Consider the following 25909-nt stretch of genomic DNA (forward strand, 5'->3'; position numbering starts at 1 on the left):
ATGATTGAGGCTCATCCCTATCCTTGGGGCCACATCGTCAGGTAATTGAGGACTTATGCTGAGAGCAAGGCTCAGATATTCCATCACTAGCGCACTCACATCATCACTCCTGGTTTTGGCGACGCCCGCCGTGCTGGCCGAGGCAGTCAGTTCCAAGGCAGACGCCACCGCCCTGTTGGTGGCCGATCTGGCGGAAGATGAAAACGTTGAGGATGTTGAGCACTCGGAACCCCGCCGGGGCTCTGCGCAGGCACGCGCCCAGGCTGAGACAACCAGCGAACAGAGCAGCCCGCAGGCACCCCCGGTGGAGGCACCGGAGGCAGCCAACAAGCCCCGTGAAATCGCACCTAATATCGACCTGAAAGAAGTGGCCCCGCTGCCGGAGCCGGAGCCCGAGCCCGAGGCAAGCGATTCCGGGGATTCTGCCGTGCAGCCGGAACCTCAGGCCGAAATACAATCCGGGACAGCCGACGCGGCCGGGAGCAACACCCCGGCGTCCCCGGACGATATTGCCGAAAAAGAGCCGGAACCAGCAGCACCCGTGCCCGCAGAGAGTTTCACCCTGCTGGGCAAGGAAATTCTACCCGGCACTGCGACACGACTGGCCTGGTCGCCAGGCATTCAGATTGCCGGGTTGTCCCAGATTACCCCGGTGCTGGTGGTTAATGGCGTCAACCAGGGTCCCACCCTGTGCCTGACCGGCGCCATTCATGGTGACGAGCTCAATGGCATTGAGATTGTCCGTCGCAGCATGTACGACCTGAACCCGGAAAAACTCAGTGGCCGGGTTATCGGCGTGCCCATCGTTAACCTCACCGGTTTTCAGCAGGGCAGCCGCTATCTGCCAGATCGTCGCGACCTGAACCGGCATTTTCCGGGCAGCCCGGACGGCACACTGGCAGACCGCGTTGCCTATTCCCTGTTTAACAACGTTATCCGGCACTGCGACATGCTGGTGGATATCCATACCGGGTCGCTCAAACGCACCAACCTGCCGCAACTACGGGCCGACATGAACAATCCCGATGTCGCGGAATTCACCCGGGGCTTTGACCGGATGGCCGTGGTCCACAGTTCCGGCTCACCCGGCATGCTACGCACCGCAGCCACCAACGCCGGAATCCGCAGCGTCACCCTGGAGGCGGGTGAATCCCTGCGCATCCAGGAGCACCAGATCGAAGCAGGCGTGAACAGTCTCAACAGCCTGATGGAAAAACACGGCATGATTTCCCGCATGTTTGTCTGGGGCGATCCGGAGCCGGTGTATTACGACTCTACCTGGATCCGGGCCCAGCATGGCGGCATCCTGTTCAGCGAAATCAAGCTTGGAGCGACGGTATCCGAGGGCGAGGTACTGGGTTATGTCGCCGATCCAATCACCAACGAACAGCATCCGATTCGCGCCTCCTCGGACGGCCGGGTCATCGGCATGGCGGTGGATCAGGTGGTGATGGCAGGGTTTGCCGCCTACCACATAGGTACGGAGGCACAAGTACCCGGAGAGTAGTATGCTAGGCGTTTTCCATGGGCACGGAACCAGCAGGAGACGGTGTGTCTGACCTGAACGCCACAACGCAAAACTCCGGGCAAACCCTGGCTTACATCGGTCTGGTGCTGACACCGTTGTTCTGGGCCGGCAACGCCGTGGTGGCCCGGGGCACGGTCGAGCATATTCCGCCCTTGTCCATGTCGTTCTGGCGCTGGGTACTGGCTCTGGCCATTATCCTGCCGTTCGGCTTGCCCGGTATCTGGCGCCACCGGCAGGTCATTCGTCAGCGCCTCGGGTCCATGATTGCACTGGCCACCTTCAGCGTTGCCGCTTTCAATTCCCTGCTCTATGTCGCGGCCATGACCACGACAGCCACCAACATCGCGCTGATCAACGCCACCATCCCGATTTTTGTCGCGCTGCTGGCCTGGCTGTTGTTGGGCGACCGGACCCGCCCGATTCAGATACTGGGCATTGCCATGGCCCTGGCCGGCATTCTGTGTGTGATTGCCCGGGGAGATGTGTCGGTGCTGACCGGTCTGCAGGCCCAGCCCGGAGACCTGGTGATGGTGGCCGCGGTATTTAGCTGGGGACTGTTCTCAGTACTGCTGCGCCGGCAGGCCGTGCCACTGCCAGCACTGACCTTCCTCACCACGCAGATCCTGCTGGGTACCCTGATTCTCGCGCCGGTCTACCTGCTGGACTTTCTGTTCTTCAGCGGCGGCTTTACCCTGTCAAAAGGTACTGCCCTGCCTCTGATCTATTTCGCGATTTTTCCCGGCATTCTCGCCTACGCCTTCTGGAATCATGGCGTACACAGCATTGGCCCTGCCCGGGCTGCCATTTTCATGTACCTTACGCCGGTTTATGCCTCTGTACTGGCGGTTGTTTTCCTCAGGGAAAACCTCAGCCTGTTCCATCTGCTGGGTGGACTGCTGATACTCGGAGGCCTGATACTGGCCACCCGAACCGGCCGGCGCCTGCACCGCCAGCCTGTCACTGCACTGGATAAAGGAGAGCCGAATGACTAGGCAGACCACCTCTGCACATTCCTGGCCGGCCATCATTGCCCTGATGCTGGCCGCTCTTTCCCTGAACGTCGCGGCTGCCCCCTGCGACCCGGACGAGTCCAACTGGGTGCCCTCCCGCTATTACCCGGCCGGAGCGGTGGTTCACCATGACGGCGAGTGGTACCAGTCCCGGGAGCTACACCAGGGCCTGGAGCCAGGCATTACCTTTGACTGGAAACAGCTGGATTCTGCACCCGAATGCTCCGGCGAGGCAGCGCCCCCGGCCCCGATCGACAAGTCCGATGTAGAAACCGGGCGAACTGCGCAGACAGGCACGGTCACCGGAAGCCCGGATTCACCAGCCTCGGAATCGTCCAGTGACAACGAACTGTGCGAGCAGCCCGACCAGTGGCTGTTCTCGGAGAGCTACACCGTGGGCAGCGAAGCCAGCCATGGCGGCAAGATCTGGAAGGCGATCCGCCCGACCAGCGGCGATATGCCCGGGATGAATACGCCGCCGCACTGGCAGCTGGTTGAAGATCACTGCTCCCTGGAAAATCAGCTGCCCTGAAGGGCGACCTCAATACGGTCGAGAATCTTCGCCAGTACCGCTCTCGGGCAGCCGATGTTCAGCCGCATGAAACCGCTGCCTTGGCTGCCGAAACTGAGCCCCGGATTGAGGCCAATCCCCGCCTGTTGCACGAAAAAGCGTTTCAGGGCGGTGTCGTCCAGCTTCAGGCCCCGGCAATCGAGCCAGATCAGGTAGGTGCCTTCCGGCGCCGAGGTGCGGATACCGGTGAGTCGGCGGTCAACCTCCTGCACCACGAAATCGCGATTGCCCTTCAGATAGGCCATCAGATCATCCCGCCAGGAACCACCATGGCGATAGCCTGCCTCGAACCCGGCGATGCTGAACGGGTTACACTGCGGCAGGTGCAGCCGTTCGAACACCGTTTTCATGGCCTTGCGGCGCTCCGGATCCGGAATCACCAGGGCCGACAGGCCCAGCCCCGGCATATTGAAGGTCTTGCTCGGCGCAACCGCGGTTATCAGCGCATCATCCCCTTCGGCCAGGGTTGCCAACACCCTATGAGCGGGCTTGTCTGGATAGGTAAGATCGCAGTGAATCTCGTCCGACAGCACCACCAGGCCATGACGGCGCGCGATGTCCAGCACCTGAACCAGTTCCGCCTCGCGCCAGACCCGTCCCACCGGATTATGGGGTGAACACAGCAGCAATACCTTGGCATCCGGCCGGGCGGCGCATTGCTCCAAATGCTCCAGATCCATGCGGTAGTCACCGGTTTCGTCTGCCATCAAAGGGTTTTCGATCACGGTCCGGCCGGTATCCCTGACCGAGCTGAAAAACGGCGGGTACACCGGCGGCTGGATAATCACGCCCTCTCCGGGTTGGGCAAAGGCCAGGCAGGCCGCGTTGAGGGACGGCACCACCCCGGGCGCCATGACAATCCAGTCTCGCTGGATGCTCCAGCCATGACGGCTTTCAAACCACTGGATCATGGCCTCATAAAGGCTGTCCGGGAACAGGGTATAGCCATATACCGGATGCTGCGCCCGCTCGGTCAGCGCACGGGTGACCGCTTCCGGGGCCGGGAAGTCCATATCGGCGACCCACGCCGGTATCACATCGTCACGGCCGAATACCGCCTTGCGGGCATCAAACTTTACCGAACAGGTGTGCTCTCTGGCGATGGGCTGATCGAAAACGCTGCCATTCATGGGGGCTCCGCTTGCTGTCTCCGTGAAAACGCTATTGTGGTGGCCCGGTGCCGCCGTCGCAACCGACGCTTTGGCTCCGGCTTTGGTCGAAGAGCCATGAATTTCGCTTGCCCAATCCACCCGATGCTTGCGAACCTAACGGATTAGTCACCTGCGTTGACCAAAAACAATAATCGGAGCCCTTCCATGATTGGCCAGATTCTTTCCACCATGCTGCCGGTATTCCTGATTGCCGGCTGCGGCGCCTTGTACGGGCGTTACCGGACACCGGATATTCAGGGCCTGAATGTGCTCAACATGGAACTGTTCGTGCCCATGCTGGTGTTTGCGGTACTGGCAGACCAGCAGGCGCCCTTGCAGGAATACGGTTGGCTGGCGCTGGCCGCCACGGTGGTGGTTCTGGGGTCCGGTGTGATTCTGTATCCGGTGGCCAGGCTGCTGAAGCTGAACCTGAAAACCTTCCTGCCACCGATGATGTTCAACAACTCCGGCAACATGGGGATTCCGATTCTGGTGCTGGCATTCGGGGATGCGGCGCTGCCTGCGGCCATTGTGCTGTTCATCGTGGAAATGCTGCTGCACTTCTCGGTAGGCCTGTACATGCTGGACCCCCACACCTCCATTATCCGCCGGCTACGGTTGCCCATCGTATTCGCCAGCATCGCCGGCCTGGCGGTGAATCTCAGTGGTATCCCGCTGCCGGGTTGGCTGCTGGAAACCCTGAACATGCTTGGCGGCGTGTGCATTCCACTGATGCTGTTTGCCCTGGGCGTCCGCATGCTGGATGTCGATTTCAGTGACTGGAAACTGGGGCTGATCGGCGCCATCGCCTGCCCGCTCTCCGGACTCATTCTGGCCTGGCCAATGATTGCACTGCTGGATCTGCCGGGGCTGCAGGTCGCCAGCCTTTGGGTCTTTGCCGCCCTGCCACCGGCCGTACTGAATTACATGGTGGCCGAACAGTATCAGCAGGAACCCCACGCTGTGGCCTCCCTGGTGCTGCTGAGCAACCTGGGCAGTCTGGTGGTGATGCCCATTGTGCTGGGCTTGGTATTTGCGGCGGGCTACGTGTAAGCTTCTCCGCAATCCGGAGAGTTGATCAATGTCAGAAACCCTTGCGGTGGTCCGCGCGTCCCGCCCGAACTTTTTACTGCTCGCCCCATTGTGTGCCGGCCTGGGCCTGGCCGTCGCCTGGCAACAGGGCCAGGCGCCCGAACTTTTACACACCTTTCTGGTTTTCCTTGGCGCCGTACTTGCCCATGCGGCGGTGAATCTGCTGAACGAATACGACGATTTTCGCTCCGGCCTCGACATGATCACCGAGCGCACCCCGTTCTCCGGTGGCAGCGGCGCCCTGCCCGAGGTGCCGTCTGCAGCCCGGCGCGTGCTCTGGGCAGGTCTGGGCACACTCGCGGTGGTGGTTACCATCGGTCTGTATTTTCTCTGGCTGCGGGGTCTGCCTCTGCTGGTGCTCGGAGCGGCCGGTGTGGTGCTGGTGCTCACCTATACCCGCTGGATTACCCGCTCCCCACTGCTGTGCCTGCTGGCACCGGGCATGGGGTTTGGTCCCATCATGGTGCTGGGCACCGTTATCGCGCTTGGGGCAAGCATCGATACCTCCGCCCTGCTGGCGTCTCTGGTGGCGCTCTTGATGGTCAGTGAGCTGTTGCTGATCAACCAGATACCGGATGCAGAGGCCGATCGAGCGATTGGCCGGCGCCATCTGGTGATTACCCTTGGCCCCGAAAAAGCCGCCCATCTGGTGGCTGGCCTGTTGCTTGCCAGCTATGGTGTCATCGTTGCCAGTGTGGTCAGTGGCTATCTGGCAATGACCAGCCTTATCACCCTGGCACCGCTACCGGCAGCAATCTGGATCAGTCTTCGACTACCTCGGGTACTGGCGACGCCAGATCAGCTCAACCGGGTGCTGGGCGCCAACGTGGCGGTACTGCTGTCCACACTGGCGCTGCTGGTAACCGGGCTCAGCCTTTGAGCCTGAACCGGCTGACCCGGGACTGCAGCTGCCCCGCCAGCACGGCCAGGTCGCGGCTGGCACCCGCCACCTGATCTGAACCTGCGGAGGTTTCGATGGTGGCATCGTGAATCCGGGCGATGTTCCGGTTCACTTCCTCGGCCACCGAGCTCTGTTCTTCCGCCGCGCTGGCGATCTGGGCATTCATATCATTGATTGAAGCCATTTCTTCCCGGATTCGCGCCAGAGAACGCTCGGCTTCCGTCGTTTTTTCGACGGTAACGCCCGCCAGCTTCCGACTCTCTTCCATTTCGCCCGCTGCCTGGCCGGCTCCGGTCTGTAGCCGGCCAATCATGTCCTGAATCTCACGGGTAGATTCCTGGGTGCGGGACGCCAGGGAACGGACTTCATCCGCCACCACAGCAAAGCCACGACCATGCTCACCGGCACGGGCCGCCTCGATCGCGGCGTTCAAGGCCAGCAGATTTGTCTGTTCGGCGATGGCGTTGATCACTTCAATAATCTGTTCGATGTTACCGCTGTCTTCGGACACCCGGTTCACCGAAGCCGCCGCCTGCTCCAGCTTGTCGGCCAGACCGGTAATGGCGGCAGCGGTTTCCTGTACCACCTGATTGCCTGTTTCCACTTCGGTGTCGGCTTTCTGGGTAGCGCTGGCGGCACTGGCCGCAAAGCCGGCCACTTCATTGACCGTGGCGGCCATCTGGTTCACGGCGGTGGCCATCTGTTCCGCCTCCGTCGCCTGCATTCGGATCTGGCGACTGTTATTATCAGACGTCCCTTCAAGCTCCCTGGAGGAGTTGGACAACTCATCCGCTGCCGAACGCACGTCCTGAATAATCCCGGTCAGGCGTTCGATGGTATCCACCAGCGCCCCCATCACACTGTTGGGGTATCGCGTGTCGAGTTGCTGGTTCAGATTGCCGTCAGCCAATTGCCGAATGGCCTCTGCGACGGTTTCCGGCTCGGCCCCCAGAATCCGCTTCAGTCCACGAATGATCACCGTCGCAATGACGACACTCAGCAACACCGCGACCGCTGTTACCGAAATGATCAGCAGATTGAAGCCACTGGCCGCCTGACGCACGGCACTCACATCTCCTGCAATTTCATCTTCCTGGTAATCAATAAAGGCGTTAACCCGGTCGAGCCACTCGCTGTACGCCGGCGAGGCTTCCTGCAGCAGCAGTTGCCGGGCCGCTTCGTTCTGACCATTGCTGCGAAGCTCAATCACTCTGGCCGTCAGGGCAAGGGTGGTTGTCTCGATGTTTTCGATCGCATCCAGCAGCTCCCGTTCCTGTGCCTGGGCGCCCTGCTCCCGGAACATCCGGGCCATATCACTGGCGTTCTCACGATACATCGCGGCCAGCCGGTCGATGTCCTGCAGATGCCGCTGCAACTCGGAATCCCGGTTTACCAGCACCGCATCGCGGATGGCAATCGCCCGATCATGTACGCTGCCCCGAAAATTGATGGCATAGCGCTGCTTCAACGCCGCGCCTTCGTTAACCGAGGTGAGGGTCTTGTCCATGAACCCGACCCGCTGGTTGCCGATCACCGTGATCGCAATCATCAGAGACACGATCAGCCCGAATCCCAGGGCCAGGCGTTTGGCAACGGTAAGTTGGCCAGTCATAAAACACTCCAGAGTGAAAGAAAACGTGGAGTGATTTACGATAGGTGTTAGGAATAGCTCAGAAGGAATTGAAAGATTTTGTAAATTAACAATCTCCGTTCCCTGTTTTCCGCAACCCGACCAGATCCACAAACCGTGCTCGCTCTGGCCTTAACCACGCTAACCGCTTGCAACTGACTGAACTTTGACCGATGGTAAGAATCAAATCTGTCTGATTTCATTCATGATATGGAGGTCTGCCCATGAGCGTTCTGCTCCTCGTTCTCAGTGCCCTGGTACTGATTTACTTCAGTATCGGTGGCAAAACTGCCGCCCTCATCATGTCCGTCGCTACCCTGATTGGTGTCGCCCAGGACGACTGGCACATTCTGAGTTTTCTGATCGGCGGCATCCTGCTGGCTTTGGCACTGCTCGTAACCCTCCCTGGCGACCTGCGCCTGGATAAACTCAGCCGGCCACTGCTGGGCTGGGTTCGCAGTCGCTTACCAAAACTGTCTCCCACCGAACAGGAAGCCCTCAACTCCGGCTCCGTTGACTGGGACGGCGAACTGTTTTCCGGCCAACCTGAGTGGAACAAGCTGCTGGATGCCGCGCCCGCTCACCTGACCAGTGAAGAACAGGCGTTTCTTGATGGCCCGGTGGAAGAACTGTGCAAGATGCTGGACGACTGGCAGATCACCCACGAACACTACGATCTGCCGGACAAAGTGTGGAAGTTCATTCGTAGCAAGGGCTTCTTTGGTCTGGTGATTCCCAAAGAAGACGGCGGCCTGGGTTTTTCCAACACCGCCCATTCCGAAATCGTCATGAAGATCTCCACCCGCAGCGTGTCTGCGGCGGTGACCGTGATGGTGCCCAACTCCCTCGGTCCCGGCGAGCTGCTGATGCACTATGGTACCGACGAGCAGAAACAGCACTACCTGCCTCGCCTGGCCGGGGGTGAAGAAATCCCCTGCTTTGCACTGACCTCTCCGGTCGCCGGCTCCGATGCTGGCGCGATTCCGGACAAAGGCATCGTCTGCAAGGGCGAATGGAACGGCAAGGAAGTGCTGGGCCTGAAAGTGACCTGGAACAAGCGCTACATCACCCTGGCGCCGGTCGCTACGCTGATCGGCCTCGCCATCAAGGTTTACGACCCCGAGCACCTGCTTGGCGAGCAGGACGAGATCGGTGTCACCTGTGTGATGGTGCCGCGGGATACCGACGGCGTGAATGCCGGTGCCCGCCACCTGCCCATGAACACGGTCTTCATGAACGGCCCCACCTGGGGCACTGAAGTCTTCATCCCCATGGAACAGGTAATTGGCGGCCAGGACATGCTCGGCAAGGGCTGGAAAATGTTGCTGGAATGCCTGTCCATCGGCCGCTCCATCTCCCTGCCCGCTCTGGGCACCGGCGCCGGCAAACTGGCCAGCCTGGCGACCGGTTCCTACGCCTACACCCGGGAGCAGTTCGGCCGCTCCATCAGCCAGTTTGAAGGCGTACAGGAAGCCCTGGAACCCATTGCCGGCTACACCTACATGATGGACGCAGCCCGCCTGCTGACCGCCGGTATGCTGGACCGGGGCGTTCGCCCGTCGGTACCTTCAGCGGTGCTGAAATACCGCAACACAGACCTGATGCGGGAAGTGATCAACCACGCCATGGACGTGGTCGCCGGCCGGGGCGTTATCACCGGCCCCCGCAACTTCCTGGCACGGGCCTACCAGGCCGTGCCTATCGGCATTACCGTGGAAGGCGCCAACATCCTGACCCGCAGCCTGATGGTCTTCGGCCAGGGCGCCATCCGCTGCCACCCCTTCATTGTTGAGGAAATCGAAGCGGCGGGCATGGAAAACCAGGATCAAGCCGCGAAGAAGTTCGACGGCATCTTCTACCGCCACCTGGCCCACACCACCCGCAATGCCCTGCGTGCATTCGTTCTGGGCCTGAGTAAAGGCTGGCTGGAAAGCGCACCCCGCCAGGGTGACATCCAGAAATACTACCGCCAGCTGGGCCGTTTCTCGGCGGCCTTTGCCCTGATGACCGACGTGACCCTGCTCACCGTCGGTGGCGGCCTGAAAGCCCGCCAGCGGCTGTCTGGCCGCATGGCCGACTGTCTCGTACAGCTTTACTACGCCACCGCCGTGATCAAGCAATGGCATGAGGAAGGCTATCCGGACGACCAACGGGATCTGGTGGAATGGTGCCTGCAAACCTGCCTGCACGACCTGCAGGACTCCATGCGTGAAGCCATCATCAACTTCCCGGTACCCGCCCTGCGCTGGCCGCTGCGGCTGATGGTCTTCCCGCTCGGCGCCACCGGCCTGAACGGCCCGGATGACAAGCTCGGTGCCAAAGTGGCGGCTACCATCGTGAAAGACACGCCTGTGCGCCAGCGCATCAGCCGGGGAACCTTCATCAATGCCGATCCCAGCGACCCGCTCGGACGTGTACTCAACGCCTATCGACTGGCGAACGAAACCGAGGAATCCCGTCACAAACTGCACGAGGCGATCCGCAGCCGGGACGAAGACGAAGTGGATGGCATCGCCCTGCTGATGGGCCACCAACGCAAGGAACTGGTGGACTGGGCCTGTGCCCAGGGCATTGTCAAAGCGGATGAGTGCCCGAAACTGGAAGAAGCCCTGACGGCACTCTATGACGTCATCCGCGTAGACGCCTTTGATGCCGACGGATTGAAATCCCTCGCCAAAAGCGCCAAAGGCAAGCGCAAGGTGGTGGAGCGGCCGTCCAAAGGCTGAGCTTAGCTACCTTCTCATTGAGGGGCGGTCACTCGCCCCTCAAGCCACCCCGAATCGCCTCATCCACCAACCACCGGCGCAGCGTCTGAATCCCGCGTTCCCGCCGGCGGCTGGTCTTCCAGGCAAAGTAAAATTTGTCGCCGGTTACCACCGAATGCGTCGGTAGCCGCACGAAATCTTCAGAATCCTTCCGGGTACTCAGCATGTAGTCATTGGTCAGGGCAATGCCCTGATGAAACCGCGCCGCCTCAAGTGCCAACAGCATATGGCTGAAGTGCTGAACGCGAGTGCCCGTGGGCATCAATTCACTTACCGCGCTGTACCAGGCCTCCCAGTCTCCGGCCGGTCGGTCGAAAATGCTGTGAGTTGATAGCAGCGGAAACCCCGCCATCTCACCCGGCGACACCGGTTGCTCATCCCGCCGCTCCGGCTCCGCATCCCGGCCCAGCTCCCGGCGCATACGCTGCCAGTAATCCTGACTACAGACCGGAAACAGTCGCTCCTCATACAGCAAATCGTAACTGTAGGCCCGGGAATCCCGGTGAATGGTGATGAAACAATCCGCCACCCGATCCGACAACACCGGGTTCTCGCTACTCATCTCCAGCGCCAGATCAATCTGCGGATGCAGCCGCTGCAAATCCGGCAACCGGGGCACCAGCCAGCGCACGGCGAACGAACTGAACACCGACAACCGCAACCGACTCTCCTCATGCCCCAGCAACTGCTCACTGGCCCGCTCAATCTGAAGCAGAGCCGAACCAATGGCATCGAAATACTGCCGCCCCTCATCGGTCAACGTCACGCGACGACCGGAGCGCCAGAACAACCGCTCGCCCAGATAGGTTTCCAGCTGTTTGATCTGGTGGCTGACCGCGCTCTGGGTGATGGCCAGTTCTTCCGAGGCCGCTGAAAAACTGTTCAGCCGGGCGGCGGCTTCAAATACTGGGAGAGCTTTTAGAGGTGGGAGTCTCATCGCTGCTTGTTATCTAATTTTCTAATGAATGGGGAATATTGATCATTTTATCGGATAGTTAAGCACGCCTAGAATCCACATCCAAGGTCAGGGGGTGTGTCGGCGGACTTGCTTCCGAAAATGTTCGTAGCCATGGATGGCGGAGACAAGCGTACAGGGATGTACTAGCAGCGGTTTTCGGAAGCAAGTCCGCCGACATACCCGTGCACTCAAGTTAGCGGATTTCAGGAAAAGGAGCACCACAGTGTCAGGCAAAACCGTAAACAGCGCCATTCTGCTGCTGGTCATCGGCAACGCCATGGCCATACTCTCAGACGTCTTCATCAAGCTCCTGGACCCCGGTGCCCCCGTCTTCCAGTTCGCCTTCCTGCGCTGCGTCCTCACCCTGGCGTTCCTGCTCCCGCTCGCCCGCAAACTCGACCGCAACAACCTCTTCGGCGGCCTGAAAATCCACGCCATCCGCGCCCACATCCATCTGGTCGGTATCGTCTGCATGGTGGTGGCACTGACCAACCTGCCACTGGCCACCGCCAACGCCCTGTTCTACGCCGCGCCCATCCTGGTGATGGTACTGTCCGCCGTATTCTTCAGCGAAAAACTGACTCCGCTCAGTGTGACTGCTGTGTTCAGCGGCTTTGCCGGCATCATCGTCATCCTGCGACCGGTGGACTTCAACTGGGCCGTCATCGCCGCCCTCGGCTCTGCCTTCGCCCTGGCCATCAACGCCGTCATGGTGCGCCAGTTGCCCAAGGAACAAACCACCGTCCACAAACTGTTTCTGAACTACCTGCTGATCGTCCCGGCGGCCGCCGCCCTGGCACTCTGGGAAGGCGCGGCCTGGAACCCGCAAATCCTGATCAGCGCCGCCGGTTCCGCCCTGTTCATCCTGGGCTACAACATCACCGTGTTGCTGGCCTACCGGCAGGTAGATGCCAACCAGGTCACCAGCGCCGAATACACCGGGCTGATCTGGGCGGTCGCCATTGGCTGGATCTGGTTTGGTGAGGTGCCAGACCTGTGGTTCCTGGCGGGCAGCCTGATGATTGTGGTGCCGCTGGTACTGATTGGCCTGCGGCACCGGAAGCGGTCACCCGCCCGGGGATTCAACCCGACCGAGCAGGAAACGACTCAAGGGGCTGGCGATTCGTCAGCCCGGAGACAGGCCTCGATGGCAAAGGTGTGTGAGCAATCATCGCCCAGCTGACGCAGCGAATCGGCCAGCCTGAGCAAATACTCCGAATTGGGGCCGCTAGGCCCCGTGGCGAGGGCAATCTGCCGCGCAATGTCCGCTTCCGGTGCCTCGCCCAGAAAGGCCTCATTGTCTTCCGTAGCGATGTACACCAGCCCCTCGGCATGACTGCCATCGTCAAAGGTCATGGTGGTACTGAAGCGCAGATAGCCGTTCTTTTCCCGCACATCCAGATACTCGAAGACGTTGGGTGACACCCGATAGGCTACGCCCTTGCATACGGCATCGGGCTGCTCAATCAGCGTGACCACCCGCCCGGGCGCTTCGGGGGTGCCACGGTGATCATGAGAACCCTGCCAGAACCGACGAGCCCAACCGCGAATGGCTGCCGGGCGCTGCTCCAGGAACTGGAAATCCACTTTGTAGATCAGCGAGCCATAGCCGAAGAGCCAGATGGCCTCGATGCCATCAAAATTGAACCGGCTGCGATTATGCTCAATGGTGTTCGCGGGCATGACTCATCCCATCCAGAAATAACGACCGGATTGTCTCAGGCGCCCGAGGTACTGGCAATGAAGCCGGCAATACCGGTCAGCACGATTTCTGCCGCCATCGCGGAAAGAATCAGGCCGCTGATCTTCGACATAATGTTCAGGCCGGTCTTGCCCAACGCTTTCTCCAGATAACCGGACAAGCGAAGCAATCCCGCCAGAATCAGCAAGCCCGACACCAGGCCCAGCAGACCACCGGCCACTTCTGGCACCGCTTTAAGCTCGGCGCCGTAAACCATGATGGCACCAATGGTCGCCGGGCCAATCATGACAGGAATGGCCAGGGGTACCACCGCGATGTCATCCCGATCCTCTTCGGGCAACCCGGTGGCGTGGTTACGGGTGCCACTGTTCACCAGACTGATGGCGGTGAGGAACAGCAGGCTGCCGGCACCGATGCGGAAGGAGTTCAGGGTGATGCCAATGGCGTTGAACAACAGCGGGCCGGCGAAGAACAGGATCACACCCAGAATAAAGGCCGAGACACAGGCCCGACGAATGATGGAGGTTTTCTCCGCCATCGAGAGCCCCCGAGTGAGGGCCAGGAACATGGTGACCACGAAAAATGGCGCCAGCAGGAACAGGAATCGGATGGTGCTGCTGAGATAGGTAGAGAAAAACGTTTCAAACATTCGGGCAAATCCGGCACAGGGTTAAAGCCGGTAAGCATAGCGCCCGAAAGGCTTTTTTGCCGTAAGGAAGAGAACCTATGGGTACTCAACGTTTCTTGATGGACGGCTTGCGGGGCTTGCCCGGTTTCGATGGCTTACCCTTGGACCCCGGATCACGACCACCCGGCTTTGGGCCGCCACCGGGTTTACCAGAGGGCCGTTTACCGGGCCCGGAACCGGGGCCTTTTCGCCCTTTAGCAGCCGGTGACTTCCCGCCAGCTTTTGCGCCAGCCCGCGCCGGTTTGCCTCCGGGCCCCGGGCGAGCGCCCCTCGCACCCGCCAGCTTCTTCCGGGGCTTGCTGCCAGCAGGCTCCGTGGCCTCGGACGAGGAATCCCGGATGGCATCGAACAGTACCGCCAGTTCCTTCTCCGTCAGATCCCGCCAGGCACCCACCGGCAACCCCTGCAGACTGACGTTCATGATGCGCACCCGCTCCAGCCTGGCCACCTCGTAGCCAAAGTACTCCGCCATACGGCGAATCTGGCGATTCAGGCCCTGAACCAGGGTAATGCGGAACACAAACCGGGACACCTTTTCGACCTTGCAGCGCTTGGTCATGGTCCCCAGAATCGGCACACCGTTACTCATTCCCTCTACGAATTCCCGGGTGACCGGCTTGTCGACCGTGACCAGGTATTCCTTCTCGTGATTATTGCCGGCGCGCAGGATCTTGTTCACCAGGTCGCCATTGCTGGTCAGGAAAATCAGCCCCTGGGAATCCTTGTCGAGCCGGCCAATGGGGAAAATCCGTTCACTGTGGCCGACAAAACGCTGGATGTTGTCTTTCTCCGCGCTGTCGGTGGTGCTGACAATACCCACCGGTTTGTTCAGGGCAATGAACACCAGATCTTCTTCGTCTCTCGGCTCCACTACCTGGCCGTTGACCTTCACCACATCTCCGGGCAACACCTGATCGCCCACCTGGGCCCGGCGGCCGTTGATGTGCACGTTGCCCTGCTCGATGAACCGGTCGGCATCCCGACGGGAGCACATACCGCTCTCGCTGATGTATTTGTTCAGTCGGGTTGAGGTTCGGTTGACCATGACATCCTGCCGGTTTCAGATGATGGGTGAATGCGAGCCGGGCAGCACGCAACCCGCGCATCATCCCATTGCATCACCGTGACGGCAACTGCCGGTCACCGCCTGCGGAACGGGTAGAACAGCTGCCGCAGATAGGAACCCGGCAGTTTCTGGGTTGTGCCATACTCCGCTGGCCAGTGCGCTTTCGGGAAATGATAGGTGCCGAACAGCCGGTCAAAGAGCACCGTGTGTGCTGAATAATTGGTATCGATGGCAGGCTTCTCTGAGCTGTGGTGCCAGTGGTGGAACTGCGGCGTTACCAACAGGTACTTGAGCGGCCCCCAGGGCACATTGAGATTGCTGTGAATGATGATGGCCTGCAACGCGGCAAACGTGACGTAGATATCCAGCGCTTCCTTGCTGGCCCCGAGCAGATACAGGGCCAGCATAACCAACCCACGCTCAATAAATATCTGAACCACATGCGCACGGGAACCGGCCAGCCAGTCCATGGTTTCCACCGAATGGTGGACGGCATGGAACAGCCACAGCCGCCGGACTTCATGGAATACCCGATGCTCCCAATACAGCACGAAGTCGGCCACCAGAATCAGCAAAACCACCTGCAGCCATAGCGGCGTGCTCTGGATAGCCGCCTGAAGACTGTCGCTGGCCACCCATTCAAAGCGCGTTACCAGGAAGTTGCCAAACAGCAGAACCGCTGAGATCAGCAGGTGATTCAGGCAGAAGTAAAAGAAATCCAGCCCCCACTGATCCCGCAAGATGACCTGCTCCCGATACTTCGGAAAGAGCTTCTCCAGGCTGGTAAAGACAATGGTGGAACCCAGAAAGGCCAGAATCAGCCAGTCCACGCCGAGCGACAATGGTTTCGGCTCCACCGGCCCGACCGGGACGTTGTAGCCACCCAGGGCAAACGCGATCAGCGTCATGGCAATACCTGCAGCGCCAAGCCGTTTGCGCCGATCAAGAATGAAGGTGGTAATGCCGAAAAACAGGGAGAACCACATACCGTACTTCAGGACATCCTGAAGCGCCTCGGCATCATACGCGGCACGAAGATCAGTGGTGGTCAGATAGGAAGGGAACAGGTAGGCGAGCACCGCCGCCAGGCTCAAGCCACCGAGAAATATCGAAAAATACCCGGGGATTCGTCCATTCCGAAAGCGAAGTTCTTTTTCCGGGCGGGGCACTACCACCCGCTCGCGGTACTGGTAATCGGTATCCTGTTCCGTGTTCATGCGTTCCCTGCTGAAATTTCAGGCTTAGCAACAAGCGCCGAATAACCAAGGGCGCCAGTTCATGATCCGTGTTCCAGTGGATCGGGGTGCTTATGGTATTTCAGGAACGCGAAAACTACCAACCACTCGTTGGGGTGGTGTGGCTTACATCAACCTCATAGCGCCCGAAGCATCCTGACTCGGGCGCTATAATTATCTACCGTTTTAACCAGCCAATGCCGGCTCCCCACCCTGCTCCATCACCTCCGCCGATTCACACACATACTGCTCGGCATCAAACCGCCGGGTCTGCTGTCGGAACTGCCAGGTGAAGCCCGGCCACAAGGTGGTGTTCTTGCCGTTCTCGTTCACATACCAGCTCTTGCAACCGGTCTGCCACACGGAGTCGCCCAGTTTGGCGTGTATAGAGGCGTTGTATTGGCTGTAGGCATCCTCTTTCACTTCCACGCTCTTCCAGCCTCGGTGGTCCATCTTCTTGATGGCGTCCAGCACGTACTGCACCTGGGACTCGATCATGTACACCATGGAGCTGTGGCCCAGGCCGGTGTTGGGCCCCATCAGCATGAAGAAGTTTGGAAAACCGGCCACGGTGGTGCCTTTGTAGGCTTCCGCACCCTCACGCCAGGCGTCGAGCAGATCCTGGCCACCACGGCCGAAGATCATGCCCCGGGGGATGGGTTCCTGGGCCTTGAAGCCGGTGCCATAGACAATGCAATCCACCGGGCGCTCGGTGCCATTGTTGTCGATGATGGTGTTACCTTTCACTTCGCGAACGCCGTCTGTCAGTACGTCCACGTGTTCCTGGTCCAGGGCCGGGTAGTAGTTGTTGGAGATCAGCACCCGCTTGCAGCCGAAGTGGAAATCCGGCGTCACTTTCTTGCGCAGTTCCTTGTCCTTGATCTGGTTGCGGATGTGTCGACGGGCCTGCAACTCACCGACTTTCAGAATGCGCGGGTTACCCACGAAGCCTAGCACCCGGGCTTCCAGCATCCAGTAAATGCTCTGGCGGAACGCATTCAGAGTTTGCGGGAACCTGCGGAACATGGCCCGCTCCAGTGGCCGGATTTCCCGGTCAGGCTTGGGCAGGATCCAGGGCGGCGTGCGCTGGTAAAGGTCCAGATGGGCGGCCTCTTTGGCAATTTCCGGCACGAACTGGATGGCTGAGGCACCAGTGCCGATAACCGCGACCCGCTTGCCACGAAAATCGTAGTCATGGTCCCAGTTCTGGGAGTGAAAACTGGTCCCCGTGAACGTGTCTATGCCCTTGATCTCCGGATACGCGGGGGTGCTCAGGCCGCCCATGCCGGACACCAGGATCTCGCTTCGCAGCTTGCGGATTGGCGGCAGGGCCTTGTCGCTGCGATCCAGTTCATCCCCGGGCTTCAAACCTTTCTTTTCCATGTAGTCCCAGAGTTTTGCACTGTTGCAGGTTTCCACAACCCAGCCCGAGGTGGCCCCATCCCAACGGGCACCAGCCACGTGGGTATTGAAACGAATGTGATCCATCAGGCCGTATTTCTCGGCGCAATGCCGCAGGTACGCCTGAATCTCCGGCTGGGGAGCAAACATGCGGGTCCAGTTCGGATTCTGCTCAAAAGAGAAGGAATACAGCGCAGATTGAACATCGCAGGCGCAACCCGGGTAGTGGTTATCGTGCCAGGTGCCCCCGACATTGTCGCTCTGCTCCAGAATCACAAAGTCGTCAAAACCGGCCTCTTTCAACTTGATGGCCATGCCCAGGCCGGAAAATCCGGTGCCGATAATGGCGATCTTGGCGGTTTGTTTCATTGCTGCACTCCTGTGTGGCCTGAAGGGCCTTGCCTGTTGTTGTCGGTGTGGTCATCATGACCGGTAGACACATGTATACCGGTCAAAGTAGACACCTGTATACCCACTCGCACAGGAATGGCCCTGAGTGACAGGTTGTTGGCCCAACGCCCAAAGGAAACACGATTCGATGCAACGACTTGCCGGCGGAAAACTGAAACTGGTCCAGGCTGCTCTACGGCTGATTACCCAAAGCCGCAGCCTGACCTCCCTGGGCCTGCGGGAACTGGCCCGGGAGGCGGGGTTAAATCCGAACACCTTTTACCGGCACTTCCGCAATCTGGACGAATTCGGTTTGCAGGTGCTGGGGTATATCGCCGAGGACATGAAAGCCGGCGTGCGGCAGTTGCGGCAGATGGCGGATTCCTCGGAACAGGCCTCCCACGACACCGTCACTTTTGTGTACCACTACTTTCTGGCCAACCCCGCGGCAACCACGGTGGCGGTCAGGGAACTTCATGGCCCGTCGCCCGTGTTACGCCGGGCTCTCGAAGCACAGCTGGACGCCAGCGCCCGGGAAATGGCCGAGGATATTCTGGAACGCGGGCTGGTGCCCGGTGTCGATGAGGTGGTGGTACAGGAGATTTCCAACATGACCATCCGCTACATCCTGTTCCGGGCCATGGACTATATCGAGAAGCCCGGGCAGCGGGAGCGGATTCAGGTGGAAACGGAGCGATTCATCAACCGGCAGTTCCGGGGGGCATTAATCGAGGAACTGGATTCCGGGCAGATTCTGGCGCTGAAACAGGCGCCGGCCGCTGACTGAGGTCATGCCGGCGCCCGGGCGCTTTTATTCGGTGGTGTTGTATACGTAAGAGGATACCGTGCCGTCGTTATTGAAACGGACCACAAGATCCGTGGTTTCATCGTCACCAAAGGCGGACCAGCGATACTTGCCGTAAGTCCAGGTGCGCTTGCCGTCTTCAATACCGGTGCGCCAGGGCTCACCGAACATCTCCTGTATCTCGGCGCGGGTCGTCTCACCGATCGTTATCTGGTCGACATTATGAGTCGCAAAATCCCGGCCTACGCTGGCGCAACCCACCAGGGTGATCAATACCGCAGCCAGCCCAGCCAGTTTAAGATGCCGCATCAAAGCCATATCCAACTCCTTGTCTGGTGAATAACAACAATCTGACTACAGCATAGCGTTTCTGGCGATTGCTGCGATTACGAACCGGACAGATTTCAGACACAAAAAAGCCGCGGGCCCGAGGGCGCGCGGCAGGCACGATCAAAGGGGTAGGATCGATCAGTAGAGTTTTGCCAGAGACTTCCTGGCGAAGGCTTCCACTTCGTTCAGGCGGCCTTCTTTCACTTTCACCAGCCACTCTGGGTCTTGCAGCAGGGCACGGCCAACCGCGATCAGATCGAATTCACCGTTGTTCATGCGCTCAACCAGCTCATCGATGCCAGACTGCTCGACTGACTCTTTCTTGCTGGCGAAGGTGCCGCTGATGAAGTCTTCGGTCAGGCCCACACTGCCAACCGACATGGTCGGTTTACCGGTGATCTTCTGGGTCCAGCCGGCCAGGTTCAGATTGGAACCTTCGAACTCCGGTTCCCAGAAGCGGCGGGTGGAAGCGTGGAAGATGTCGACACCGGCCTCCGCCAGAGGCTTCAGGAAGCGCTCCAGTTCCTCGGGGCTATTCACCAGTTTTGCTTCGTAGTCCTGCTGCTTCCACTGAGAGAAGCGCAGCATGATCGGGTAATCCGGGCCCACGCGGTGGCGCACTTCCTCGACGATTTCCACCACAAAGCGCAGGCGGTTTTCCAGGCTGCCGCCGTACTCATCGTCGCGCTGGTTGGTGCCTTCCCACAGGAATTGATCCAGCAGATAGCCGTGGGCGCCGTGGATTTCCACACCGTCGAAGCCCAGAGCCTTGGCATCCTGGGCGGCATCACCGAAAGCTTTGATCACGTCCTGGATGTCTTCTCTGGTCATGGCCTTGCCGTTGGGCTTGCCAGGCGCAAACAGGCCTGAAGGGCTGTAACCGGGAACAGAGGGATCCGGCTCGATACCTTCCTTGCGTACCGCGCCCACGTGCCACAGTTGCGGGAAAATGGCGCCGCCGGCTTCGTGCACGGCATCCACCACTTTCTTCCAGCCCGCCAGGGCTTCGTCGCCATAGAAGGCCGGTACGTTCGGGTAACCGTTGGCAGCCGCGTGGTTCACGACAGTGCCTTCGGTAATGATCAGGCCAACACCGGCCTCGGCGCGGCGGCGATAGTAGTCCACCACATCCTGACCGGGTACACCCTTAGGCGAGAAATTGCGGGTCATCGGCGCCATGGCTACGCGGTTGCGCAGCTTGAGGTTGTGAAGTTCAAACGGCTCAAACAAAGGACCAAGATTCATACTCATGTGATGTGCAACCTCATCAATTTGGTTTCGTAAAGCAACCCTATTCAATCCGGTTTCAAAATGCAACCCTATTCGGTACACTCCCCTACATGGCCAGAAAACGTTTTGATGATTCCAACTGCTCCGTCGCCCGTGCCCTTAATGAAGTGGGGGACTGGTGGTCGCTGCTGATTGTGCTGCACGCCATGTACGGCACCCGCCGGTTTGTGGATTTTCAGCAGCAACTGGGGATTGCCAAGAACATTCTGTGTGACCGCCTGGCCAAGCTCGTGGACAACGAAGTCTTGCGCAAAGTGGATGTGGGTGAGCACGGCTCACGATTTGAGTACCGGCTCACCGAGAAAGGCCGGGATCTGTTCCCGGTGGTGGTGGCTCTGCGCCAGTGGGGCGACAAGTGGAACCCGTCTCCGGACGGCCAGCCCCTGGACCTCAGGGACCGCGATAGCGGCCAGCCAATACAGCCGGTCACCGTGCAGAATACCCAGGGTCAGCCCCTGTCCATTCGGGACGTATTTGTGCCCAGCGATGAAGACAAGCCCCTCGACGAAGCCCAGGGCTGACCATCCGCAATAGCCGCATTCCCACCTTTTCTTGAGTTGAATCAAGACTTATTGGCCAGTCGCGCTGCCTTCCGCCATTTCTTGCGCTAAATCAAGATTGCCTGTCCGGATGTCATTACATTTAAGCCATCGATCTTTCATGGATAAGGAGATGGCTATGTCTCGTGGTTTTAAACTCAGTGTTCTGGCTGCGGCCGTAATGGCAGTGGCTCCTGCAGCTCAGGCTTTTGAAGCGGGTGATTTTGTTCTGCGTGCGGGTGCGGTTCATGTCGCGCCGGATGATTCCAGCGATGCCCTGAACGTAACTGGTTTTGTCGGCCCGATCGACGGTGCCAACGTCACTCTGGATGGCACAGAAGTAGGTGTTGATGGTAACTCCCAGCTGGGCATTAGGGCGACCTACATGGTCACCAGCAACCTGGGTATTGGCGTTCTGGGTGCCACCCCGTTCAAGCACAACATTGAAGGTAAAGGCGATCTGTCTGGCTTCGGCAAGCTGGGTGAAACCAAGCACCTGCCGCCAACACTGACACTGCAGTACTTCCCAATGCACAGCAGCTCCAAGTTCCAGCCGTACGCGGGCGTGGGTGTGAACTACACCACTTTCTTCGAAGAAAAAACCAACGACACTCTGGACACGGTTCTGAACTCCGTGGCGGGCAGTCTGTCTGGCGGTGCTCTGGCGGGCGCGGTGTCCAGCTCTGAGCTCGAACTCGACGACAGTGTTGGCGTCGCTGTGGAGCTGGGCATGGACTATATGCTGAGCGAGAACTTCGGTCTGAACGCCGCGATCTGGTGGGCTGACATCAACACCGACGCAACCATTACCGCCTACGCTGGTGATGTGAAAGCAGCTGAAGTAGAAACTGAAGTCGAAATTGACCCCATGGTCTACATGGTAGGTTTCACCTACAAGTTCTGATCCGCACTCCCGGTAGCTCCCACGGTCTGTCGGCTACCGGATGGTGCGTTCTCCTGCGCGGGGCTTCGGCCCCGCCTTTTTTATGTCAGGAGAAACGGTTTTCAGGCGCTCTGGCGTTGAGCCGGGCGACCACTTCTACCCTGCCCCTGGCCACGGCCCTGTCCTTCGCCCTGACCACCACGGCCACGACCGCCGCTACGACCAGTCGGCTTCGGGCCAAAGCTCTTACCATTGCCACCCTGAGGGCGACGATTCCGCGCCTTGCTCGGGTCTGCTTTGGCCTTGGGCTTCAGCGGCAGGTTGTTTTTCGGCTCGAAGCCTTCCACTTCCTTGCGCGGAAGCTGCTTCTTGATCAGCTTCTCGATACCCGCCAGCAGCTTGCCTTCGTCAGCACTGACCAGTGACAGGGCATGGCCACTTTCACCGGCACGGCCGGTACGACCAATGCGGTGCACGTAATCTTCCGGCACGTTCGGCAGTTCAAAGTTCACCACTTGCGGCAGCTGTTTGATATCCAGGCCACGGGCAGCAATGTCGGTGGCGACCAGTACGCGCACTTCACCGGCTTTGAAATCCGCCAGGGCACGGGTACGGGCACCCTGGGACTTATTGCCGTGAATGGCGGCAGCCGTGATACCGTCTTTCTCCAGCTTCTGGGTCAGGCGGTTGGCGCCGTGCTTGGTACGGGTGAAAACCAGTACCTGATCCCAGTCGTTGTCACGCACCAGCTTGCTCAGCAAGGCTGTCTTCTGGCTCTGGTCAACCGGGTAGACGGACTGCTTCACTTTCTCGGCGGTGGTGTTACGGGCCGCCACTTCCACCTGCACCGGGTTATCCAGCAGGCCCTGGGCCAGGGTGCGGATTTCGTTGGAGAAGGTGGCGGAGAACAGCAGGTTCTGGCGCTTGGCCGGCAGCAACGCCAGGATCTTGCGAATGTCGCGGATAAAGCCCATGTCGAGCATGCGGTCGGCTTCGTCCAACACCAGAATTTCCACTTCGTTGAAGGGCACCGCGTTCTGCTGGTACAGGTCCATCAAACGGCCCGGTGTGGCCACCAGTACGTCCAGACCCTTGCGCAGCTTCATCATCTGCGGGTTGATCTTTACACCACCAAAAACCACAGCGGCCTTGGTGGGTACGTATTTGCTGTAAAGGTTCACGCTATCGTGTACCTGGGCGGCCAGCTCACGGGTGGGAGTGAGAATCAGGGCGCGGGGGCCTTTGCCAGTGCGGGGGTTTTCCGCCAGGCGCTGCAACAAAGGCAGGGTAAAACCAGCGGTTTTACCCGTGCCGGTCTGGGCCGCGGCCATTACGTCTTTGCCAGACAGCACCGCGGGAATCGCCTGCTGCTGGATGGGAGACGGGGTTTCATAACCCTGATCGGCGGTGGCACGGACCAGCTGCTCGGACAAACCGAGAGAAGAAAAACTCATATACGATGTACTCTTGATTGATTCTGCCTCCACGAACACCGTCGTCGGCGAATGCGGGCAGATGCCATGAAAGTCATGGAATAAAAGACGACTACGGTCACGCGCCGGGTTCGGGGTGACGTCCTCTGACAGGTCGTATGAAATGGTTCGCAAGGCGGCTTTAAGCCGGAAACTGCGGAATCCCTAGAGGCAGGATGCAGGCACGGTAACAGAGCACCCGGCAAATAGCTATAGGTGGTTTTATTGGCCGGCCTTCATTTTCAGGGTGATAAATGGAACTCTGACAGGGCCCGGCGGTCATTAGCCGCCGTATGCTACTAAAAACTCACCGATTTCCGGAGATTCCATGCTCAGCGTAGGCATCGGCCCCCTCAGCCTGTCCATCGGACACCTGCTTCTCGTTCTGGCCTTCGTGGTTGCCCTGGTGGTTGGCGCCCTGATCGGCCGGAAAGAGAAAACGCCGGTGGCCGGTACCCTGGCCGATATCTTTCTGGTGGCCATGGTCAGTGCCCGCATCGGTTTTGTGGTGCGCTACTTCAGCGAGTATCAGGGCGACTGGCTGGGCATGATCGACATCCGCGACGGCGGGTTCGACCTGGTGACCGGCCTGATTGCTGCGTTGGCCTTCACCGGTTACCTGATGTGGAAACGGGCGGCCATACGCCGGGCGCTGGGCTCAGCGGTCGCGGCTGGCCTCATCATCTGGGGCGGTATGTCTGGCATTATTGCGCTGATCAACCAGCAAACCCAGGGCCTGCCGGAAGTGGCCCTGACCGATCTGAACGAACGCCCGGTAGACCTGGCCAGCCTGGCCGGTGACAAGCCCACGGTGGTCAATCTCTGGGCCACCTGGTGCCCACCATGTATCCGCGAGATGCCGGTGCTGGAAGAAGCCCAGCAACGCTACCCGAACGTGAACTTTGTGTTCGCCAATCAGGGCGAACATCCGGAAACCATCCGCAAGTTCCTGATGGCACAGAACCTGAACCTGAGCCACGTACTGAGCGACAGGCAGAACCGGTTTGGCCGGGTAGTTGGCAGCCACGGCTTGCCCACCACCCTGTTCTACAACGCCGAGGGCCACCTGGTGGATACCCATATGGGCGAACTGTCCCGCGCCAGCCTGGCCCGAAGCCTCGAGCGCTTCGACCCGGCTTACTTCAGGCCAGCCACAGGGTCAGACTGAAGCTCAGAAGACTGGCTGCGCAAAGACCCGACAGCGACAACGCCAGGCTCCAGCGAAACGAGGCATCCCTTGTCCGGTATCCGGTCAGCCGTTCCATAATTAAAGCATTGGCCGCAAAGGGCGTGCCGAAGGCGGTAATACCCCAGCCAGTAACCATGGCGATGGCCAGGCCGAGCTGAGCTGCGCCCGGCCACAGCGAACCCAGAATACCGCCAATGAGGGTAGCAATAATAATCGGGTTCATACCCGCCAGTCCGGCAGAAAAAAACACCCAGGGTACACCGGCCGCCAGCAGCGCCCAGAGCCACACCGGTAATTCCGGCTGACCGCTGATCTGGCCCAGTACCACGCCACTGAGCACCGCCCCGATAAACGCCGAACCACCAACAATGGCCAGCTCATTGCTTACATTGGCCATGCTGGCCAGGGGCGGATTTTCCCGCTTTAACCAACCCAGAATCCGGTACAAGAGCACGGCTGCCAGACAGCTCAAGGCCACCGCATGGGCATAACTCAACCCGAACCGGTGGCTGAGCCAGAGTACCCCCACGCAGATCGCCAGAATCAACCCACCAAACCGCAACCAACTACCCGCGCCGGCACGGTTAACGCTCCGTTCTGTGCTTTGCAACGGTTCCGGTTCTCGCCAGTGCAGCCCCGCCAGCACCATCAGCACGGAAAACGGTACCGCCAGTAACAACAGCGAAAGCAGACTCACCTGCGGCAACAGCGTCAGGGTCAGCACCACCGAAATGGACAGGGGCGAAAACATGGGGGCGACACCAAACCCTCGCAAAACAGCCCGGGTGGCATTGCGGGTAGATTCGGAATCGCCATTGCGACGAATACGCTCGCCCACCAGGCTGCCCACCACCGCCACCGAACCAAAGTTCAGGGGAACAGACACCAGCGAAGTGCCGAACGCGAGGCTGAGGTATCGGGCCAGCGGCTTACCACCAAACAGACTGACGGAAATCTGTTGCAGGTCCTCGGTGCGGGCCAGCACATTCGACAGCAACATCACCGCCAGCATCAGGCCGGCCAGCCGGGTCATGTTGCCGGATGCGGTCTCAATCAGCTCCGGGTCATAGCCCAGGGCAAAAACCAGCATAACCAGCGCCACGACAAACACCACCCGGGGCACGTTGCGCATGTCCTGCCAGCCCAGCAAGACGGTCGCACCCGCGGCGGCAGCCCCCAGATAGGTCATACCCGGCAGGCTCGCCAGAATGGCAGAGAGTAAGGCAACGTAGGCTAACGCGGAGCGAAGTGGCAGCAAGACCGTTTCCCGGAAAGATCAAAGGAACCCGAATAGATCGTCTATGTTAAGGAAG

General features: G+C 59.7%; 23 protein-coding genes. 11 read left to right on the forward strand and 12 right to left on the reverse strand.

The annotated features are described in order from the left end of the window. The first annotated feature begins 55 nt into the window (after positions 1 to 55). From Q669_RS04140 to Q669_RS04150, 3 genes are read left to right on the forward strand one after another with little or no spacing between them, the layout of a single operon-like run. On the forward strand, positions 56 to 1507 hold the full coding sequence (locus Q669_RS04140; protein ID WP_036148763.1) for a succinylglutamate desuccinylase/aspartoacylase family protein: 1452 nt from the start codon (positions 56 to 58) through the stop codon (positions 1505 to 1507). A 17-nt stretch (positions 1508 to 1524) separates the two neighbouring features. Then, entirely contained in the window at positions 1525 to 2520 is a 996-nt protein-coding gene (locus Q669_RS04145; RefSeq protein WP_022991354.1) for a DMT family transporter, read from the forward strand. Then, a complete protein-coding gene (locus Q669_RS04150; protein ID WP_022991355.1) occupies positions 2513 to 3070 on the forward strand; it encodes a hypothetical protein in 558 nt (185 codons plus the stop codon). Before Q669_RS04145 ends, Q669_RS04150 begins: the two co-directional genes overlap by 8 nt. Here Q669_RS04150 and Q669_RS04155 read toward each other — a convergent pair. Beyond that, positions 3058 to 4239, reverse strand: coding sequence for a MalY/PatB family protein (locus tag Q669_RS04155; RefSeq protein ID WP_014423052.1), 1182 nt, complete (start codon positions 4237 to 4239; stop codon positions 3058 to 3060). The two genes, Q669_RS04150 and Q669_RS04155, sit on opposite strands and share 13 nt — an antisense overlap. A gap of 186 nt (positions 4240 to 4425) precedes the next feature. Between Q669_RS04155 and Q669_RS04160 the strand changes: the two genes are divergently transcribed. After that, positions 4426 to 5313, forward strand: coding sequence for an AEC family transporter (locus tag Q669_RS04160; protein ID WP_011787210.1), 888 nt, complete (start codon positions 4426 to 4428; stop codon positions 5311 to 5313). A gap of 28 nt (positions 5314 to 5341) precedes the next feature. Further along, complete coding sequence (locus tag Q669_RS04165; protein ID WP_022991356.1) at positions 5342 to 6232, forward strand: prenyltransferase; 891 nt, start codon at positions 5342 to 5344, stop codon at positions 6230 to 6232. Here the strand turns inward: Q669_RS04165 and Q669_RS04170 are convergent. After that, on the reverse strand, positions 6222 to 7865 hold the full coding sequence (locus tag Q669_RS04170) for a methyl-accepting chemotaxis protein (protein WP_022991357.1): 1644 nt from the start codon (positions 7863 to 7865) through the stop codon (positions 6222 to 6224). The two genes, Q669_RS04165 and Q669_RS04170, sit on opposite strands and share 11 nt — an antisense overlap. Before the next feature lie 242 nt (positions 7866 to 8107). On the opposite strand from Q669_RS04170, the gene Q669_RS04175 reads away from it, so the two are divergent. Then, the gene (locus tag Q669_RS04175) at positions 8108 to 10609 is read left to right on the forward strand and encodes an acyl-CoA dehydrogenase (protein WP_022991358.1); all 2502 of its coding nucleotides are present in this window, start codon (positions 8108 to 8110) and stop codon (positions 10607 to 10609) included. A gap of 28 nt (positions 10610 to 10637) precedes the next feature. On the opposite strand, the gene Q669_RS04180 is transcribed toward Q669_RS04175, so the two are convergent. Then, positions 10638 to 11585 (reverse strand): LysR family transcriptional regulator, encoded by a 948-nt coding sequence (locus Q669_RS04180; protein ID WP_022991359.1) that lies wholly within the window; start codon positions 11583 to 11585, stop codon positions 10638 to 10640. A 244-nt stretch (positions 11586 to 11829) separates the two neighbouring features. On the opposite strand from Q669_RS04180, the gene Q669_RS04185 reads away from it, so the two are divergent. Continuing rightward, entirely contained in the window at positions 11830 to 12789 is a 960-nt protein-coding gene (locus Q669_RS04185; RefSeq protein ID WP_022991360.1) for a DMT family transporter, read from the forward strand. Here Q669_RS04185 and Q669_RS04190 read toward each other — a convergent pair. The 5 genes from Q669_RS04190 to Q669_RS04210 all read right to left on the reverse strand — a co-directional run bounded on the left by Q669_RS04190 (position 12714) and on the right by Q669_RS04210 (position 18067). Beyond that, complete coding sequence (locus Q669_RS04190; protein ID WP_022991361.1) at positions 12714 to 13289, reverse strand: gamma-glutamylcyclotransferase; 576 nt, start codon at positions 13287 to 13289, stop codon at positions 12714 to 12716. The two genes, Q669_RS04185 and Q669_RS04190, sit on opposite strands and share 76 nt — an antisense overlap. 35 nt (positions 13290 to 13324) lie before the next feature. Then, positions 13325 to 13957 carry a MarC family protein gene (locus Q669_RS04195; protein ID WP_022991362.1) on the reverse strand — a complete coding sequence of 211 codons (633 nt, stop codon included), beginning with the start codon at positions 13955 to 13957 and terminating at the stop codon, positions 13325 to 13327. 85 nt (positions 13958 to 14042) lie between these two features. Next, a complete protein-coding gene (gene rluF, locus Q669_RS04200; RefSeq protein WP_022991363.1) occupies positions 14043 to 15041 on the reverse strand; it encodes a 23S rRNA pseudouridine(2604) synthase RluF in 999 nt (332 codons plus the stop codon). 95 nt (positions 15042 to 15136) lie between these two features. Then, positions 15137 to 16279 carry a sterol desaturase family protein gene (locus Q669_RS04205; RefSeq protein ID WP_022991364.1) on the reverse strand — a complete coding sequence of 381 codons (1143 nt, stop codon included), beginning with the start codon at positions 16277 to 16279 and terminating at the stop codon, positions 15137 to 15139. 204 nt (positions 16280 to 16483) lie between these two features. After that, positions 16484 to 18067, reverse strand: a complete 1584-nt coding sequence (locus Q669_RS04210) for a flavin-containing monooxygenase (protein WP_022991365.1) — start codon at positions 18065 to 18067, stop codon at positions 16484 to 16486. A gap of 169 nt (positions 18068 to 18236) precedes the next feature. Between Q669_RS04210 and Q669_RS04215 the strand changes: the two genes are divergently transcribed. Then, entirely contained in the window at positions 18237 to 18875 is a 639-nt protein-coding gene (locus Q669_RS04215) for a TetR family transcriptional regulator (RefSeq protein ID WP_022991366.1), read from the forward strand. A gap of 24 nt (positions 18876 to 18899) precedes the next feature. Here Q669_RS04215 and bamE read toward each other — a convergent pair whose 3' ends face one another. Continuing rightward, on the reverse strand, positions 18900 to 19211 hold the full coding sequence (gene bamE / locus Q669_RS04220; RefSeq protein ID WP_022991367.1) for an outer membrane protein assembly factor BamE: 312 nt from the start codon (positions 19209 to 19211) through the stop codon (positions 18900 to 18902). A 150-nt stretch (positions 19212 to 19361) separates the two neighbouring features. Further along, on the reverse strand, positions 19362 to 20474 hold the full coding sequence (locus Q669_RS04225) for an NADH:flavin oxidoreductase (protein ID WP_036148773.1): 1113 nt from the start codon (positions 20472 to 20474) through the stop codon (positions 19362 to 19364). Positions 20475 to 20563: 89 nt separating this feature from the next. Between Q669_RS04225 and Q669_RS04230 the strand changes: the two genes are divergently transcribed. Beyond that, a complete protein-coding gene (locus tag Q669_RS04230) occupies positions 20564 to 21034 on the forward strand; it encodes a winged helix-turn-helix transcriptional regulator (RefSeq protein WP_011787226.1) in 471 nt (156 codons plus the stop codon). A 157-nt stretch (positions 21035 to 21191) separates the two neighbouring features. After that, positions 21192 to 21956, forward strand: a complete 765-nt coding sequence (locus tag Q669_RS04235; protein WP_022991369.1) for an OmpW/AlkL family protein — start codon at positions 21192 to 21194, stop codon at positions 21954 to 21956. A 101-nt stretch (positions 21957 to 22057) separates the two neighbouring features. Here Q669_RS04235 and Q669_RS04240 read toward each other — a convergent pair whose 3' ends face one another. Beyond that, a complete protein-coding gene (locus Q669_RS04240) occupies positions 22058 to 23389 on the reverse strand; it encodes a DEAD/DEAH box helicase (protein WP_022991370.1) in 1332 nt (443 codons plus the stop codon). 346 nt (positions 23390 to 23735) lie between these two features. Here Q669_RS04240 and Q669_RS04245 point away from each other — a divergent pair, with 346 nt between their 5' ends. Next, the gene (locus Q669_RS04245; protein WP_022991371.1) at positions 23736 to 24575 is read left to right on the forward strand and encodes a TlpA disulfide reductase family protein; all 840 of its coding nucleotides are present in this window, start codon (positions 23736 to 23738) and stop codon (positions 24573 to 24575) included. On the opposite strand, the gene Q669_RS04250 is transcribed toward Q669_RS04245, so the two are convergent. Further along, positions 24550 to 25854 carry a hypothetical protein gene (locus Q669_RS04250; protein ID WP_022991372.1) on the reverse strand — a complete coding sequence of 435 codons (1305 nt, stop codon included), beginning with the start codon at positions 25852 to 25854 and terminating at the stop codon, positions 24550 to 24552. The two genes, Q669_RS04245 and Q669_RS04250, sit on opposite strands and share 26 nt — an antisense overlap. Positions 25855 to 25909 lie beyond the last annotated feature (55 nt).

This window comes from Marinobacter sp. C1S70 (assembly GCF_000475355.1).
In the GTDB taxonomy this organism is placed as follows: Bacteria; Pseudomonadota; Gammaproteobacteria; order Pseudomonadales; family Oleiphilaceae; genus Marinobacter; species Marinobacter nauticus.

What these genes read in the sequence shown, in the direction of transcription:
- Q669_RS04140 (WP_036148763.1), top strand. Translation starts at nt 56, where the DNA reads ATGCTGAGAGCAAGGCTCAGATATTCCATCACTAGCGCACTCACATCA.
- Q669_RS04145 (WP_022991354.1), top strand. Translation starts at nt 1,525, where the DNA reads ATGGGCACGGAACCAGCAGGAGACGGTGTGTCTGACCTGAACGCCACA.
- Q669_RS04150 (WP_022991355.1), top strand. Translation starts at nt 2,513, where the DNA reads ATGACTAGGCAGACCACCTCTGCACATTCCTGGCCGGCCATCATTGCC.
- Q669_RS04155 (WP_014423052.1), bottom strand. Translation starts at nt 4,239, where the DNA reads ATGAATGGCAGCGTTTTCGATCAGCCCATCGCCAGAGAGCACACCTGT.
- Q669_RS04160 (WP_011787210.1), top strand. Translation starts at nt 4,426, where the DNA reads ATGATTGGCCAGATTCTTTCCACCATGCTGCCGGTATTCCTGATTGCC.
- Q669_RS04165 (WP_022991356.1), top strand. Translation starts at nt 5,342, where the DNA reads ATGTCAGAAACCCTTGCGGTGGTCCGCGCGTCCCGCCCGAACTTTTTA.
- Q669_RS04170 (WP_022991357.1), bottom strand. Translation starts at nt 7,865, where the DNA reads ATGACTGGCCAACTTACCGTTGCCAAACGCCTGGCCCTGGGATTCGGG.
- Q669_RS04175 (WP_022991358.1), top strand. Translation starts at nt 8,108, where the DNA reads ATGAGCGTTCTGCTCCTCGTTCTCAGTGCCCTGGTACTGATTTACTTC.
- Q669_RS04180 (WP_022991359.1), bottom strand. Translation starts at nt 11,585, where the DNA reads ATGAGACTCCCACCTCTAAAAGCTCTCCCAGTATTTGAAGCCGCCGCC.
- Q669_RS04190 (WP_022991361.1), bottom strand. Translation starts at nt 13,289, where the DNA reads ATGCCCGCGAACACCATTGAGCATAATCGCAGCCGGTTCAATTTTGAT.
- Q669_RS04195 (WP_022991362.1), bottom strand. Translation starts at nt 13,957, where the DNA reads ATGTTTGAAACGTTTTTCTCTACCTATCTCAGCAGCACCATCCGATTC.
- rluF (WP_022991363.1), bottom strand. Translation starts at nt 15,041, where the DNA reads ATGGTCAACCGAACCTCAACCCGACTGAACAAATACATCAGCGAGAGC.
- Q669_RS04205 (WP_022991364.1), bottom strand. Translation starts at nt 16,279, where the DNA reads ATGAACACGGAACAGGATACCGATTACCAGTACCGCGAGCGGGTGGTA.
- Q669_RS04210 (WP_022991365.1), bottom strand. Translation starts at nt 18,067, where the DNA reads ATGAAACAAACCGCCAAGATCGCCATTATCGGCACCGGATTTTCCGGC.
- Q669_RS04215 (WP_022991366.1), top strand. Translation starts at nt 18,237, where the DNA reads ATGCAACGACTTGCCGGCGGAAAACTGAAACTGGTCCAGGCTGCTCTA.
- bamE (WP_022991367.1), bottom strand. Translation starts at nt 19,211, where the DNA reads ATGGCTTTGATGCGGCATCTTAAACTGGCTGGGCTGGCTGCGGTATTG.
- Q669_RS04225 (WP_036148773.1), bottom strand. Translation starts at nt 20,474, where the DNA reads ATGAGTATGAATCTTGGTCCTTTGTTTGAGCCGTTTGAACTTCACAAC.
- Q669_RS04230 (WP_011787226.1), top strand. Translation starts at nt 20,564, where the DNA reads ATGGCCAGAAAACGTTTTGATGATTCCAACTGCTCCGTCGCCCGTGCC.
- Q669_RS04235 (WP_022991369.1), top strand. Translation starts at nt 21,192, where the DNA reads ATGTCTCGTGGTTTTAAACTCAGTGTTCTGGCTGCGGCCGTAATGGCA.
- Q669_RS04240 (WP_022991370.1), bottom strand. Translation starts at nt 23,389, where the DNA reads ATGAGTTTTTCTTCTCTCGGTTTGTCCGAGCAGCTGGTCCGTGCCACC.
- Q669_RS04245 (WP_022991371.1), top strand. Translation starts at nt 23,736, where the DNA reads ATGCTCAGCGTAGGCATCGGCCCCCTCAGCCTGTCCATCGGACACCTG.